Here is a 15,419-nt window from a genome sequence, read left to right as displayed (position 1 = left end):
TAAAGCGGATGAAATCACCAACTTCGCCGTCAATGATCCTCAGAAGGTCGAAATCGCCGATAATTGACCATTACTCAGTTTCCACACCGAATCAAGCTTTTCGACACCCGTCAGGCGATGAAGCACCATGATGAGTGTCCGTCCCGCCACAACGTGATTCAGCGTGCGGAAGAACTGTTGCTCTGTTTCAGCGTCAAGACCCGCTGTTGGTTCATCCAGCACGATGATCGGCGCGTCGGAGAGGAGGATACGCGCCAAAACTAGGCGTCGCCCCTCACCCCCGGATAAAGTGCGTCCGCCTTCACCCACCCAATGATCGAGTCCCTCCGGCAGGGCTTTGACAGTGTCCGCTAGACCCGCCTGCGTCAGGGCTCGCCAAAGTGCTTCGTCCGTATAGGCATGACCGTCGAGGCAGAGATTATTCCTGATCGTGTCCACAAAAATATGTGTCGTCTGTGATAGCCAGGCCACGTGGCGACGCAGCGCTTTTGTCTCAAATTCCTCATAGCCGTGATCATCAATCATCAGGCGCCCACGTGTTGGCGAGACGACTTTCAGAAGCAGGGATACAAGACTCGATTTACCGGCACCTGAAGGGCCAATAATGGCAATGCGTTGGCCACGGCGTATCACGAAGTCGCAATCACGCAGAACCGGCGGTCTTTCCGCTTGCCATGTAAAGTCAACATGGTCGAAGCGGATTTGGTCAAAATCGGGGTCGAAGTTTTTTCGGCCATGCAGCTGCGCCTGTTTCTGCGTCACAAAAACCGTCACCCGCGCCGACGCGTGACGCAATTTCCCGAGCAGAACGCCCGTGCGGGCGAAGCCCTGAAGCAGTTCCAATCCAGCAATGAGGATGAAGATCAGGGCGACAAAGCCCGTCAGTCTGCTGCCATGAGCCACACACGACCCGACCCCAATGAGGCAAAGTGCAAGCATGGCCTGGCCCAAAAGATAGGACACCATCCCGGATGCGGCCTGACGTCGGGCCTGCGTGGCTTCAGCTTTGATCAGATGCGATGCATCCTGCTGCACGTGCCCCTCCAGCAAGGATTGAGCACCATAGATCCGGGCCTCCCGCAGCCCGACCGCGAAATCAAGACCGGAGGACCGCAATTGCCCCTGTGCCCGCAACACGTCCCCACCGGAACGCGACGTCCATAGAGCGGATAAAACGGGCAGGCCAACCACCATGCTTAGGGCGACGGCCCCCAAAGTCACGGCGAGGGTGAAGCTCAGTGCCCCGGCGAAAAAGATAATGGCCAGGATTGTCACGATCGCCGCGCAGAAAGGCGTGATCAGCCGCAGATAGATTGCGTCCAAAGCGTCAACATCATGAACCAGCCGGGAGAGCATATCCCCGCTGCGCATGAAGCCCATCCCATGGTCAGAAACCCGTGCCAGATGGCGGAAAAACCAGATGCGCGTCGCGGTCAATGCCCTGAACATGGCGTCATGCGCGCAAAGGCGCTCAAAATAACGGAAAATGACACGTCCCGCGCCCAGCAGGCGGAGGGTCAGGAGACTCACAAGCGCCGTCGCACCGACGCCGCCGACACGGGCAGCGGCACTTCCCATCAGGGTCAGGCCAATGAGGGCGGAGAGGATCGCCAATATGACGCCGAACGTGAGACGCCATTTATAAGGCTGCCAGACAAGCAAGATCGGTTTGAAGATGCCTAACGCCTTTCCGGCTGGTTTTTCCAGATCCGTCACGTTTTCCTGCGTCATAATGATGCCCGCCCGCGCCCTACCGTCAGTTTCTGTGTCGCCAGGGCGCGCACCTTTTTCGCGTGGCTGGCGAGGATCACCGTTCTCCCGACCGCGAGGGCCGCGATGGCGTCGATAATGTCCCGTTCACTCTCCGGGTCGAGATGAGCTGTTGGTTCATCCAATAGAAGTATCGGGGCATTTTTGAGGAAGGCCCGGGCGATGGCGACGCGCTGTGCCTGCCCGCCAGAAAGACCATAACCGCCCTCCCCCATCAATGTATCAAGCCCGTGGGATAATTGCCGGATAACAGGCTCCAGGGCCGCACTTCTGACAGCCTGAAGAAGCGCTTCCTCCGTCGCATCCTGTTTCGCAAAAAGGATGTTGTCCCGCAACGTGCCCGCGAAAATGACGGGTTTCTGGTCGATCCAGGCTATTATGCGCGCCCGCGCCTCGGCGGAAATTTCCGAAGCATCCACCCCGTTGAAAGTGATCTTGCCAGCTTCCGGCGTGATGAAGCCAAGGATCAGCTCCATAATGGTCGATTTACCGACCCCGGAAGGCCCATCCGTCACCAGGATTTCCCCGGGCGCAACGTTGAAAGTAAGGGCGTCAATAATGCGTGGCCTGTCACTTCGCCAGCGATAGGAAACATTATGAAAGCCCAGTGTCACGAATTGCGGGACCTCGTCAACATGAGCATCAGGCGGCGTTTCAATAAAGGGTAGCCTGGCGAGTTCGGCTGCGGCGGCCTCCGCCTGAGCAATATCCTGATAAGTCAGCCCCTTGGCGCGAAAGGAACTGTAAAATTCCGGCACGCAGATGATTGTGAAAAATACAGCAAAAATATCGTACGAATAGTGACCGGGCCGGGCAAGCATGTGGTGGATCTGCTCACTATGGATCACCACCACACTGACCAGCGCGATGACAGAAGCGAGGTCCGTCGCTGTTGAGGACAGGAAGGCCGTGCGCAGGACGCGCATCGTCCGCTGGCGGAGCGCATCGCCTGAAATCTGCAATTGCGCCGCCTCATGCGGCACCGCGCCGGCAAGCACCAATGTTGCGATGCCCCGCGTCCTATCCAGAAAACGCGTTTGCAATCGCAGCATGGCGACAAATTGCTTCCTGGCCTCAACCCCCGTCCAGATGCCGAACACGGCCTGAGCTATAACGGCAATGAAAGCGGAAACCAGCAGGATAAGAGCCGCGGCGGGTTTGACATAGGCCACCGCACCCAGAACAATGGCGGGGGTGATGAGCCATGACGCCTTGATCGGCAGATAACGCGCAAAATAACCGTCCATCGCCTCAATATGATCAACGACCATCGCCGAGATTTCAGCGCTATGGTGGCGGCGAAGCAATTGAGGCCCTTCAGAGGAAATGGCGCGCATCACATATTGCCGCAAATTCTCGCGTGCGCGAGCACCGCAGCGACATGCGACAATTTCGCGGAAATATGAAAGGAGAGCGCGCGCCACCGCCAGAGCCGTAAATGCGATGATGCAGGATGTGACGTGGACATCAACCCCACCGATTGCCGCCGTGATCACCCAGGCAATCAACGCTGCCATCGCGACGCCGATCATGCTATCGACACACGTCATGGTGGTGAGGGGCAGAATTTGCGCCCGTACACGACGTTGCTGCTGCCGAAGCCATAACTTCGCCTGATTTTTGTCGTCCCGATTCATATGCCGCCATATAAGCGTCTGATCATGGCAAAAATAGTTATTTTTGAGAGGTAGGAGAAAAATTTACCGTTTTTCAAGTTCCTGGCGCGGTTGCTTATGACAACGTCATCCGACGCACGGGCTTGACGATAAAGGTCAGGACAAATTGTGTTCCATCCGTTGTGGAAAGTGTCATTTCACCACCGAGCTGTTTGGTAAAGCCCGCGATCAGTTTAAGACCCAACTTCTCGCGCCCGCCCTCCTTTTCAACATTTTGCGGGTCGAAGCCAATGCCGTCATCCTGAATTGTCAGAGTGCAGACCTCCTGATCCCGCGAGAGGGAAAGTTTGACGGCGCCGGATCGTTCCCCCGAGAAGGCATGGGCGAAGGCGTTCGTCATGACTTCTGTGACGATCAGCGCCACAGGGACAGCCTGATCCGCCGTGACCGTGACGGAATCAAGCTTGAGGTCGAGTTCCACCCGCCCCAGCAAATTGGGCGCATAGACAGCGTAGAGTTGTCGCGCCAGTTCACCGAGGAAATTTTCCAATTGCAGGATGGCCGCCCCGCCATCAGGGTAAAGATGACGGTGCAGGGTCGCCAGGGCAAGGACGCGCTCTCGGATCTCCTGAAATTCACGCCGTGCTTCGGGCTGGCTGATCCGCTTGGCCTGAAGATTCAGCAGCGAGGCCACGATCTGTAGATTGTTTTTGACGCGGTGATGGATTTCTTTGATCAACACATCCTGTTCCCGCATGGCGCGTTTCAGCTCCGCCTCATGGCGATCCAACTCGCGTGTGGCACGGCGGAAGGCCCGCAGCATGAAGGCCACTTCCGACGGGATGGACCTTGGGAAACTCGGGTTGAAGTGCCCTGTCCGACGCCAGACATTGACGGATTGCGCCAGTCTTTGAAGCGGTGAGACGAGGTAGAAATGGGCAGCGATCGCGACGAGCGCGAGCTCGATGATCAGCATCAACGTGATAAAGGCGACCCGGGCGAGGAAGAGGTCAAGCGCGTGCGCCTCCTTCGGTTGCTGGTGCCGCGTTGCAACAAGGCTCCGTCCCTCGAAAACAGGCACGTAAGAATAGGATATGCGCGCATCCTGAAAGTGATCCAGCTCCAGCTTCTTTCTCGCATCTCGGGCGATGCGTGCCAGGGCGTAAGATGTCCATGCTGTCTGGGCGTGACCTCCCGTGACAAGGGGAAGCGGTGTGGAGGTGGGGGACGAGTAAAGCCAGAGATCCCCGAAGCTGGGCGCTATCACACCGCGTATGGCGTCGCTGTAATTCAGAGCCTCCGCAATCGGAAAATATTTGATCCCAACGAGAAAGCCACGCCCAAAGCTTTTATTTGGGCGCGGATAAGGCGTCCTGAGCGTAACTTTGACATAAACCTTCTGATCCGCCACGCCGACAAATGGCGAGACGGCGGGATCTTCCCCTCCCGGTGTTTTCAGCCAGCTATGGCTTGAAAAGGCACGCTGCCCCGGCGCGCAATCCGGTGACGACTCATCAGGCGTCGGGAAGCGGTAGATAATCTTTTCCGTCTCGTCCAGCAACATAAGGCGGCACATCGTGCCTGAAGGCATCTGCATGTGCACGTCAGGCAACTGAACCGTACCATTTGTAACAATGCGGGAGGAAAGCGCCTCAAGCCCGAGGCGGACACGATAGACCTGATCAACAATCAAAGATCTGGCGAAAAAGAGATCAGCCTGGCTGCGGTCAAAGCCGCCATTGACGGAGGTGCGGTAAGCATGCCAGGCCAGCACTGCTGAGACGGCAGCAAGCGGCAGCGTCGCGAGGACGATAAATGTGATGACCCGGGCGCCGGCCGAGGAGAGACAATTGAGTCTCAAATGGCGCAATCTGGGTCTCCCTCACGCAATGCAAAACCGTCTGCCTGCCAAATTCTGATCCCCGCAGTTTCAGGATTTCTCGCGATCGTCCTGAATGAGGCGAAGAAGCTCCTCAGGGATAGGCTCATTTACAATATCGTCATACAAAGCATGCAGACCTCGCTTGAGCCAAAGATCGAACGCGTTTTCCGGCTCCGCGTCGTCATTTGGGCGGGCAGTTTGCGGTTTGATCTCCTTTCCCGCGCCCATAACATCACCTCGAAAATAAGATCCTGACCGACAAGAATTTCATTAATAAACAGCACGACCGCCGTCGAGTTGCAACGACGCGCGGCCGACCCGTTCGACATTATCGCCGACAGATTATTTAATTTCATAGGTTTACAAATACTTTCTCAACTTATAATTCTTCTTGAAAACGAATGGCGACTCCGTGGAGTCGCCATTCGTTTTCAATTATTAAACAAGTCGTCGTAAGCTTTGCCGTAACGTCGGCGCTCATCAATAGCCGCTTTTAAAGCACTTACCTTCAGGCGTAACTTGTCGTTAGAAGGTAATTCGCCTGTAAGCCATGCTTCAAGCTGGCGACGTGCCCGAAATACGCGGCTCTTTGCTGTCCCAACTGCGCATCCGGTCGCCTCAGCAAGTGCCTCATAACTGAGGCCCTGAACCACCACCATCACCAGCGCTTCACGTTGATCCGCCGGGAGGCGGGATAAGGCAAGGGATAGGTCATTGAGAGCAAGATTATCGTCATGTGTCGCATTGGTCGCGAAAGATGATGCGGGCACGTCATCAATATCTGTCGTGTCGCGCTTCTTCCGCAGGTCGGAGATGAAGCGGTTTCTGAGAATACGATGCATCCAGGCGGAAAAATTGGTTCCGGGAATAAAGCTGTCCTGCGCGGCCAAAGCATTGCACACCGCATCCTGCACAAGATCCTCCGCGGCCGAACGGTTACGCGTCAGAGAAAGTGCCTGAACGCGAAGTTTTGGCAGAATTTTTATCACTTGGTCGTGGAAGCTGGACATAAAACCACCCTTTCCCGGTTGTCCTCTACCGGCATAAATGGATGGGAATTAAAAAAGGTTGCAGTTGCGCGAAAGGTTCACAAAAAAAGTGAAGTTTTTTGTCAAGTTCGCGGGACATCGCCCTCCCGCATTTCGGCCAGCCTGTCCCGCGCGCGGGAGACACGGGCTTTCATCGTTCCGACCGAGCAATCACAGATTTGCGCGGCCTCATCATAACTGAAACCCTGCGCCCCCACTAATATAAGGGCCTCACGCATCACAACGGGAAGTCGCCAGATCAGGACACTTAAATCCATGACCTGATCCTGATATCGAGGCAATCCATGCGGGTCAGTCCGGGCACGATCCTCAAAATCCGCCATTACTTCCTGCTCCCGCTTTGAGCTGCGCAGGCCCTCATAAAAGAGGTTGCGCTGCACTTTAAGGATCCAGGCCTTCAGATTTGTACCTTCCTTATATTGGTCATGCGCCCGAAGGACGCGCAGGACCGTCTCCTGCACAAGGTCATCAGCTGATGAAACATCATGCGTCAGGAACCTGGCCAAGCTTCGCATCGTAGGCAAAATTGCCGCCAATCCACGTCTCAGTTCACCATCCACGTTTCACGACCCTTCTCGGCCTGCCATCATCGATGGGTATAGAAATCTTGAAGGCAGATACAATATAATTGTTTCGTCAAGAGGTTTGCCATAAAAATGGAGAGTAAGCTTCGTTTCTTGTTCCGTTCGAACCGCGTTTATATGAGGATCGACCCATGGTATCAGATTTGCCGCGTCAGGAGCTTTACCGTGCACTCCCGTTTGCCCGGCGGTTCGCACGCGCCCTGACCCGCGGACAGCAATCCGGGGATAAGCTTGTAACGGAGGCGTTAAAGCGTTTTCCCATATTGCCTGATGAGGAGACATCACTCAGCGCCCGGCATCGGCTTTACCGCATTGTCACGGAAACCTTCCACCAGATAGTCAAAATCGCGCCGGATGAGGTGCCAGGCCTGTCGCTGGATCAACGCTTTCTTCTGCTCCTGACAGCGTTGGAGGAAGTCCCGATCGGTAAAGCCGCGGAGATCATCGGATTAGATGAGCGCACGGCGATGCATACGGTGATGGAAGCACATAAAGGCCTGCGTTCAATGGCGGAAACCAGCGTCCTGATTATTGAAGATGAGCCGATCATCGCTTTTGACATCCAGAATATTGTCGAACAAAGCGGGCATCGCTGCGTCGGTATCGCCCATACGGAGGCCGATGCCGTCCGCCTCGCGCGGGAGACGCAACCCGGCCTTATCCTTGCCGATATTAATCTGGGCGCCGGCGGGGATGGCATGTCCGCGGTACGCCGCATCGGCCAGAATCAGGATATCCCCGTGATTTTTGTCACCGCCTATCCTGAGCGACTTCTTACCGGTGAATCGGAGGAGCCACCTTTCGTCATCACCAAACCTTTTGAGCCAATGACGCTCGCCATCACGACTTATCAGGCCGTTACAGGTGGGTTATCGACGATCTAATCTTATCAAAACCCATGCGTTTCGCCACGGATGACGCATGGATGCGCCTCTTTTAACACTTCAGAATATTTCGCTCTCGCTTGGTGGCCCTCGCTTCTGTCGAACGCCGCCTTATCCGTCCATGAGCGAGACCGTATTTGCGTTGTCAGGCGCAATGGCTGCGGCAAATCGACTCTCCTGAAAATAGCGTCCGGGGATATATTGCCGGATGAGGGGCAGAGATTTCTGCAAACCGGCATGCGGGTCATTTATGTCCCGCAGGAACCGACCCCGGGCGATGCGAAGACCGTCTTTGATTATGTTGTGGCCGCGTTGCCGCCGGCGCGCCATTTCCTCGCGCGCAGCCTGATTACGGAAGTCGGACTCACGCCGGATAAGGACGCCGCCGCGCTCTCCGGCGGTGAAATGCCGCCGTCATCTTCATCAGTCATGACCGGCAATTTCTCAAAAACATGTCGCGTGGGGTGTTGTGGATTCATCAGGGGCAGACCCATCGCCTGAGTGAGGGGGTTGAGAAATTCGAAAGCTGGCGGGAAACTCGCTGCCGATATTGAGGCACTCGGCAAATCTTACGGTGATCGCTGCCTTGTTCAGAACCTCAACCTTAAAATACTGCGCGGCGACCGTATCGGCATCATCGGACCGAACGGGTCAGGCAAAACAACGCTGCTCAAGCTCATCACAGGCGCGCTGACGCCGGATCACGGTCGTGTCGCGTTATATAGGCCCTTCCATCCAGCCCATCGTGATTGACCAGCGACGTGAGATGCTTGACCCATCGCGCACGTTGGTCGAGAGTCTGATGGATGGCAAGGGCGACATGGTGCAATGTGCCAGCCAGACGCGCCACGTTATACGTTATATGAAGGATTTTCTCTTCCGCCCTGAGCAGGCACGGACACTGGTCAGCGCCCCTTTCAGGGAGTGAACGCGGCCGCCTGGCCCTCGCGAAAGCCCTCCTGACCCCAACGAATTTCCTCATACTTGATGAGCCGACCAACGATCTCGACCTTGATACGCTAGAAGTTCTGTTCGAATGGTTGGAGAATTATGAGGGCGCCGTCCTGCTGGTCAGCCATGATCGCGACTTCCTTGACCGTATCGTCACGTCGACGTTGGTCGCGGAGAAAGAAGAGCGCTGGACGGAATATGCGGGCGGTTATGACGATATCGCGGCGCTTTCCCAAAATCTGAAGAGCCCCACATCGCGGGAAGATGTGACGACGGAACGCAAAGCCTCCTCCAGTAAGCCCTCCCTACCTAACCGGAAACTGAGCTACAATGATCAACGGACCCTGGATCAATTGCCGGAGCGCATCAGCAAATTAGAGGAAGCGATTTCCCGTATGACGGCGGAACTCGCGCAACCCGACCTTTATCAGAAAGACCCGACACGCTTCAGCACCCTCACCGAAAAACTTGCGCAAAGCGAGAAGGCGCTGGAAGCCGCGGAAGAGCAATGCCTCACGCTTGAACTCAAAAAAGCGCCCTCTCCGCGCCTCCCGACGCTTAAGGGAGCTGACCAAGTCCGGAGGCGAGCACGCGGGCGCGCGATTCCTTAATACAGGCGGTGATCCGGAGCGCGGCGTCAAGCGCGCGTATCCCCGCTTCCGCATTGACGAGAACCGGCGCGCCATCCCGGCAGGAAGCGACAAAAGCTGCATGTTCGGCTTCGATATTATCGTGATCCGCCCAATGAATGGCCTCCCGTCGGAAGCCGCCAGTGCCGGGCAAAGGAAGTCCCCTCTCCCGACCGATAAAAGTCAGTTCACGCTTCATGAAGTCAGCGGAAAGATAACCCTCTGCCCCGAAAATACGCATTTTCCGCTCAGTCTTCAGGGAGATCCGGCTGGCGGTGATCGTGGCCACGCACCCATTTTCAAATCGAACACGCGCATTGGCAATATCCTCATGCGTGCTGGACACCGCTACACCGAGCGCATCAATATCGCGGATCGGGCTGCGCACGAGGGATAAGGCGAGGTCAAGATCATGGATCATCAGATCCAGAATGACTGAAACATCCGTTCCGCGATCCTTGAAAGGCGCGATGCGCGTGGCCTCAATATAAATGGGTTTTGTCACACGGGTGGAGATCGCCTCATGCTCCGCCGAGTAACGAAGGAGGTGGCCGACCTGAAGCACGCAATTTTGAGACGCGGCGAGCGCACCGAGCTTCTCCCCCTCTTCACGCGTTGCAGCGATGGGTTTCTCGATCAGAACATGTTTCCGGGCTTCAAGACACGTGGCGGCCAGCGCGTAATGGTGCTCCGCCGGGGCCGCGATGATGACGGCCTCAACATGCGCCAGCAAGGCCGGGATATTTTCAGCCACGTCGCACCCAACCTCACGCGCGACGCTCTGCGCGCGTGATGGGTCAGGGTCATAAAGGATTTCAAGCGTTTCCCGGTTGGATGCGCGCGATTTCAGGGCGTGAAACCGCCCGAAATGCCCCGCCCCGATTAATCCTACGCGCAGGGGCCGCATCGCTGATGCGCCGGAACAGAAAGTCATGTCATCACCCTAAAAAACAATTCAGAAAGCGGAGGCTTTTACAAAGTCTTTATCACCCATAAAGGGAGTTGCATCACGTCAAGGCACACGCCATCCTCAGGCGCTAGGACAAATCTGCGTTATCTGCTATACTCCCGCACAGGCAATAAGGATACTGCGACGGCCGATGATCCGTTATAATCGCTTCACATTCCTCGGCGTGCTCGCCATCTGCTTCGCCGGGCTTCTGCTCTGCGTCCCGAATTTCGTGCGCCAGGCGCCCTATCACCTTCCCTGGCGTCAGGTGCACTTGGGGCTTGACCTTCAGGGGGGGTCATACCTCCTGCTTCAGGTCAATACCGAAACGCTCTCCAGTGATCGCCTGACCGCGCTTGAGGACGATATCAAGCATAGTCTTACAGATGCGGGGCTAGGCTACCGGCAATTCTCGATCGACTCAAAAACGCGGATGCTCCATTTTTATCCTCGGGATGCGCAGGAGGCCGATGCCGCTTTCAAAGTCGTCAATGATCTCCCGCGCGCTTCACCGGATGAATTCAGCGTTCAACGTGCGCAGGCAAGGATTGAGGTCGCCCTCAACCATCAGGTTTTGCAAATGCGCGCGCGTGAGGCGATGGCGCAGACGATTGAGATCGTCCGCCGCCGCATTGACGGCACGGGCGCCGTTGACCCGCAGATCACGTGTCAAGGTGAAGATCGGATCGTGGTGGAGTTGCCCGGCGTGAGTGACCCGGAGCGGATCAAGGCGCTTTTAGGCACGACCGCGAAAATGACCTTCCAGCTTGTCGCGACAGCGGGCAGTGCGCGTAATGTGGGCGGTATCACGATGATACCGGCAGCGGATAATTCGCGGCAATGGCCGGTCCTGAACCATGTTGAAGTGGATGGCGTCGCCCTCACCAATGCCGCGCCGGTCATTGACCAGCAGACCGGGCAATGGGCGGTCTCCTTCTCATTCGATCATCGCGGGGCCACGGCATTTGCCAAAACAACGACTGAAAATGTCGGCAAGATGTTTGCCATTATCCTCGATAATAAGGTCATTGAAGCGCCGGTGATCCGGACACCCATCACGGGGGGTAACGGGCAGATTACCGGCAATTTCGATGCGCGCAGGGCGACGGATCTCGCCCTGATGCTGCGCGCCGGTGCATTGCCCGTCCCGCTCAATGTCGTTGAACGACGATCCATCGGCCCTTCTCTCGGTGTTGATTCCATTCGGGCCGGTGCAATCAGCCTGCTGGTAGGGCTGTTGCTGGTCATTGTGTTCATGCAGCTTTTTTACGGGCTTTTCGGCCTTTACGCCAATCTCGCCCTCATCGCCAATCTTGTGCTGATGATCGCCATACTCAGCCTTTTCCAGGCGACTCTCACACTACCGGGCATGGCGGGGATGCTGCTCACCCTCGGGATGGCTGCCGATGCCAATATTCTGATCAACGAGCGTATCCGGGAGGAAGTGCGCAATGGCCGCACGGCCCTCGCCGCATTGCAGAATGGTTTTGACCATGCGCAATCAACGATTGTGGACAGTAATGCGACGGCCTTCCTCGCGCATGTCATGCTTTTTGCTTTCGGGACCGGGCCGGTGCGTGGTTTCGCCCTGACGATCACCATCGGCATTCTCACCACCCTGTTCACGACCATGGTGCTCTCCCGGCTGCTTATCGTGCGATGGTACGCCAAAACGCGCCCTGCGACCCTACCGGTGTAAAGAATCATGTTTTCTCGTCCTCTTCTGCGCTTTTTTCGAGATAATAAAAAAATCCCCTTTATGCGGGGGCGTTATGCCGGGCTGATCGCGTCGGCCGCTTTATCTCTCCTCTCCATCGCCCTGTTTTTCAAACCGGGGCTGGAGCTAGGGCTGGATTTCCGCGGCGGTATCGTTGTGGAAGCGCGCACCAAAGGCCCGGCTGATGTGCTGGTGCTTCGGGAAGCATTGAATAAAAAAGGGATTACCGCCGCCGGCATCATCACATTCGGGGCGCCAGACGATGTGCTGATTCAGCTCGAAACGCCGAAAGCGGGGGCGGATAATAATCAGGAGACGCAACGCCTCGTTGACCGGGTGCGTCAAACAGTTGAGGCCGTCCAGACAGGTGCGCAGATCCTGCGTGCGGATGCGGTCGGGGCTTCCGTCTCGCAGGAGCTTTTCCGCAACGGCATTTTAGCGCTGCTTTTGAGCCTCGGCATGATCCTCATTTATATCTGGGTGCGGTTTGAGTGGGAATTCGCGATCAGCTCCGTACTGACCCTTGTGCTTGATTTGACTAAGACGATCGGCTTCCTCGCCATCACGCGCATTCAGTTTGATCTGGTGATGGTCGCGGCGATTTTGACAATCCTCGGTTATTCCACCAACGATAAGGTCGTGGTCTATGACCGCGTGCGTGAAAATCTGCGCAAATATCGCAAAATAAATTTGCGTGAATTGCTCGACCTTTCCATCAATGAAACACTGAACCGTACTTTGGGCACGTCATCCACCGTGTTTCTCGCCGCACTGCCTTTGGCGATCTTCGGGGGTCACAGCCTGTCCGGCTTCGCGACCGTGATGTTATTCGGTATCGTCATCGGTACCTCCTCCTCGATTTTCATCGCCTGCCCCATTCTCTTGCTTCTGGGCGCAAAAAGACTGCGTCGCGACGCGTCGTAAGGTGCTTGATGATGAAGCGGCGGGAAGCTTGACCATATTAAAGTTCCGGTAAGGCTTCCCGCGCCGCAGAGCCGCTTTACTTACGGTTTACGCTCCAGCAGATCACGAATTTTGGTCAGAAGTTTTTCTGAAATTATGGGCTCCGCCACTTCTTCCTGCTTTTTATAGAGGCTCGAAACGAGCTTCACCAGCCAAAAGACGGCAAAGGCAACGATGAGAAACTGAATCAGCGCATTCAGAAAAACGCCGACATTGATCGTCACCGCCCCTGCATTTGTGGCTTCCGCCAAAGTTGGCAGGACCGGGCCTTTAAGGGTGATGAAAATATTTGAAAAATCGATACCATCGGTCAACAGACCGATACAGGGCGTCATCACATCCTTGACGAGGCTGCTGACAATAGTCGTGAAGGTCGCGCCGATAATGATACCGACAGCCATATCAATGACATTGCCGCGCATGATGAATTTTTGAAATTCACCCACCCAGCCGAGCTTATGTATCGAAAATTTATTATCCATTTTCTCTCTCTTAATTTGTCAGCTTGTCTCTTCTATTGACGGGAAACGCTTCTCTTATCCGAAAAACCCGGTGATTCTGAAAGTTCCCGCAAATAAGCGTTCCCTTTCACGCCTGATTGCGATAAGACGCATCGCTTATAAGTCCCGGTCAGCATCGGGGCATGGTTATCTGGAGAGATTGGCAATCATGAAATCTGGCATCCACCCTGAATATCACGAAATCAAAATTGTGATGACTGACGGGACCGAATTCACCACGCGTTCATGCTATGGTGAGCCCGGCGCGACATTGCGCCTCGACGTTGACCCGAAGTCACATCCCGCCTGGACAGGCATGGAACGTATCCTGGATACGGGCGGCCAGGTAGCCAAGTTCAACAAGCGTTTTGCCGGGATCGGCGCGCGCAACGCGAAGAAATAAGCGCGTCGGGGACCTCCCCGGGATCTCTTGAAACCTCCTTTTCCGATCCCCATTTTAAGGTTGTTGCGGTGCCATTGGGCCGCAACAACCTAAACGGCTCAACCCTCCGCCCTTCGGGGAGGGTTGAGCCGGATCTGCCTTAAAGGAGGTTCTTATGACGTATGATATTTCCCCGCTTATGCGGACAGCGATTGGTTTTGACCGTTTTGCCCGCCTTATGGATAACGCGGCAAATGTGGCCGCTCCCAATAATAGTTACCCCCCTTACAACATTGATAAGCAGGATGCCGACACGTATCGGCTGACGATGGCGGTTGCCGGGTTCGGTTCGGCTGATATCGACATCACGCTTGCTGATAATAACCTCGTCATCAAGGGCACGCCGCCCGCACGTTTCACGGAAGGTGAAATGCTGCATCGTGGCATTGCGGCCCGTGCCTTTGAGCGTCATTTCGTCTTGGCCGATCACATCGAGATCGGTGAAGCCGAACTGGTCAATGGGCTGTTGACGGTCACGATCAAACGGGTTGTGCCGGAGGCTCTGGCACCGCGCCGTATTGAAATTAAAAGCGTCGAAGCCCTTTCCGCCTCCGCAAAAGCAGAAGGGTCGAAGACGCAGCGCAACGCCGCTTAAATTGACGCGCTTTTGAGAGAGAAATAGGGTGCAAATGCACCCTTTTCTCTTATTCAGAGGCCGGAAAACACTTGACGTTTTATCCCGCACACCGTCATACGATGACAACTTCGCAATGCATTTCCAGGCACCGTGCGGACCGTATCTCGATACGACAACTCTCTTTCGGTGCCTGGCGCGGCACAATCTTGACCCGGGGTGACCGAGAATGACTCTTCCACTTATGCCAAAAGCCACTGCGGTGTGGCTTATCGACAAAACGGCGCTCACATTTTCACAGATCGCGGCTTTTTGCGGAATGCACCCTTTAGAGGTGCAGGCTATAGCGGATGGTGAAGTTGCTTCCGGCATTAATGGATATGACCCCGTCAAAAATAATCAGTTGACCTCTGAGGAAATTGCCCGCTGCGAGCGTGACTCAAATGCAACTCTGAAGCTCTCCTCCGCCGCCAATCCGATTCCGCGTCGTGCCAAGGGCGCCCGTTATACTCCGATCGCCCGTCGAAATGATCGTCCGGACGCTATTGCGTTTCTCCTCCGGCAATTTCCGCAATTATCCGAGGCGCAGGTCATCAAGCTTCTGGGCACCACGAAAGATACGATCGCCAAAGTGCGGGATCGTCAGCATTGGAACAGCGCCAACATTAAGCCGCGTGACCCCGTCATTATCGGTTTGTGTAGCCAGACCGACCTGAATGCCGCTGTGCATATCGCCGATCAACGCCTTGAGAAGGAAGGCGGCGCGCAGGATATGCGTTTCGCGGCCCCACCGGCGGATGACATAAATGACGTGCCGAAAAGCGCACCGATAACCGACGACAATGCGTCAGATGAGGATGATGTCGCTTGAGACAAGCTGCTGACGATTGCAGCGGTGCTGTGCGTCGA

At 55.7% G+C, this 15,419-nt stretch carries 14 protein-coding genes and 1 pseudogene; 7 read left to right on the top strand and 8 right to left on the bottom strand.

The annotated features are described in order from the left end of the window. Nucleotides 1-39: 39 nt before the first annotated feature. From cydC to AAYR33_03195, 6 genes are all read right to left on the bottom strand, one after another. On the bottom strand, nt 40-1,731 hold the full coding sequence (gene cydC, locus AAYR33_03220; protein ID XAO71949.1) for a thiol reductant ABC exporter subunit CydC: 1,692 nt from the start codon (nt 1,729-1,731) through the stop codon (nt 40-42). After that, a complete protein-coding gene (locus AAYR33_03215; GenBank protein XAO71948.1) occupies nt 1,728-3,407 on the bottom strand; it encodes an ATP-binding cassette domain-containing protein in 1,680 nt (559 codons plus the stop codon). Before AAYR33_03215 ends, cydC begins: the two co-directional genes overlap by 4 nt. Before the next feature lie 94 nt (nt 3,408-3,501). Beyond that, the gene (locus tag AAYR33_03210) at nt 3,502-5,247 is read right to left on the bottom strand and encodes a sensor histidine kinase (GenBank protein XAO71947.1); all 1,746 of its coding nucleotides are present in this window, start codon (nt 5,245-5,247) and stop codon (nt 3,502-3,504) included. Nucleotides 5,248-5,316: 69 nt separating this feature from the next. Continuing rightward, complete coding sequence (locus AAYR33_03205; GenBank protein ID XAO71946.1) at nt 5,317-5,496, bottom strand: NepR family anti-sigma factor; 180 nt, start codon at nt 5,494-5,496, stop codon at nt 5,317-5,319. 203 nt (nt 5,497-5,699) lie between these two features. Continuing rightward, a complete protein-coding gene (locus tag AAYR33_03200; protein ID XAO71945.1) occupies nt 5,700-6,278 on the bottom strand; it encodes a sigma-70 family RNA polymerase sigma factor in 579 nt (192 codons plus the stop codon). Between the two features lie 101 nt (nt 6,279-6,379). Beyond that, a complete protein-coding gene (locus tag AAYR33_03195; GenBank protein XAO71944.1) occupies nt 6,380-6,877 on the bottom strand; it encodes a sigma-70 family RNA polymerase sigma factor in 498 nt (165 codons plus the stop codon). 155 nt (nt 6,878-7,032) lie between these two features. On the opposite strand from AAYR33_03195, the gene AAYR33_03190 reads away from it, so the two are divergent. Together AAYR33_03190 and AAYR33_03185 are read left to right on the top strand one after the other, a co-directional pair. Further along, nucleotides 7,033-7,785, top strand: coding sequence for a response regulator (locus AAYR33_03190; protein ID XAO71943.1), 753 nt, complete (start codon nt 7,033-7,035; stop codon nt 7,783-7,785). Nucleotides 7,786-7,822: 37 nt separating this feature from the next. Further along, a pseudogene (locus AAYR33_03185) lies at nt 7,823-9,347 on the top strand (ATP-binding cassette domain-containing protein). Here the strand turns inward: AAYR33_03185 and AAYR33_03180 are convergent. Further along, entirely contained in the window at nt 9,295-10,299 is a 1,005-nt protein-coding gene (locus AAYR33_03180) for a Gfo/Idh/MocA family oxidoreductase (GenBank protein XAO71942.1), read from the bottom strand. The pseudogene AAYR33_03185 and the gene AAYR33_03180 overlap by 53 nt on opposite strands. Nucleotides 10,300-10,465: 166 nt before the next feature. Between AAYR33_03180 and secD the strand changes: the two genes are divergently transcribed. Continuing rightward, nucleotides 10,466-12,013 (top strand): protein translocase subunit SecD, encoded by a 1,548-nt coding sequence (secD, locus tag AAYR33_03175; GenBank protein XAO71941.1) that lies wholly within the window; start codon nt 10,466-10,468, stop codon nt 12,011-12,013. A 6-nt stretch (nt 12,014-12,019) separates the two neighbouring features. After that, entirely contained in the window at nt 12,020-12,955 is a 936-nt protein-coding gene (gene secF, locus AAYR33_03170) for a protein translocase subunit SecF (protein ID XAO71940.1), read from the top strand. Nucleotides 12,956-13,035: 80 nt separating this feature from the next. Here the strand turns inward: secF and mscL are convergent, their stop codons facing one another. Continuing rightward, nucleotides 13,036-13,476 (bottom strand): large-conductance mechanosensitive channel protein MscL, encoded by a 441-nt coding sequence (mscL, locus tag AAYR33_03165; GenBank protein ID XAO71939.1) that lies wholly within the window; start codon nt 13,474-13,476, stop codon nt 13,036-13,038. Nucleotides 13,477-13,663: 187 nt separating this feature from the next. Between mscL and rpmE the strand changes: the two genes are divergently transcribed. The 3 genes from rpmE to AAYR33_03150 all read left to right on the top strand — a co-directional run bounded on the left by rpmE (nt 13,664) and on the right by AAYR33_03150 (nt 15,381). Next, nucleotides 13,664-13,897 carry a 50S ribosomal protein L31 gene (rpmE, locus tag AAYR33_03160; protein XAO71938.1) on the top strand — a complete coding sequence of 78 codons (234 nt, stop codon included), beginning with the start codon at nt 13,664-13,666 and terminating at the stop codon, nt 13,895-13,897. A 154-nt stretch (nt 13,898-14,051) separates the two neighbouring features. Continuing rightward, the gene (locus AAYR33_03155) at nt 14,052-14,531 is read left to right on the top strand and encodes an Hsp20 family protein (protein XAO71937.1); all 480 of its coding nucleotides are present in this window, start codon (nt 14,052-14,054) and stop codon (nt 14,529-14,531) included. Between the two features lie 208 nt (nt 14,532-14,739). Continuing rightward, nucleotides 14,740-15,381 carry a cell cycle transcriptional regulator TrcR gene (locus AAYR33_03150; protein XAO71936.1) on the top strand — a complete coding sequence of 214 codons (642 nt, stop codon included), beginning with the start codon at nt 14,740-14,742 and terminating at the stop codon, nt 15,379-15,381. Nucleotides 15,382-15,419 lie beyond the last annotated feature (38 nt).

It is taken from the genome of Acetobacteraceae bacterium (assembly GCA_039613835.1).
Classification (GTDB): domain Bacteria; phylum Pseudomonadota; class Alphaproteobacteria; order Acetobacterales; family Acetobacteraceae; genus Sorlinia.
This window is presented reverse-complemented; position numbering and strand designations above follow the sequence as displayed.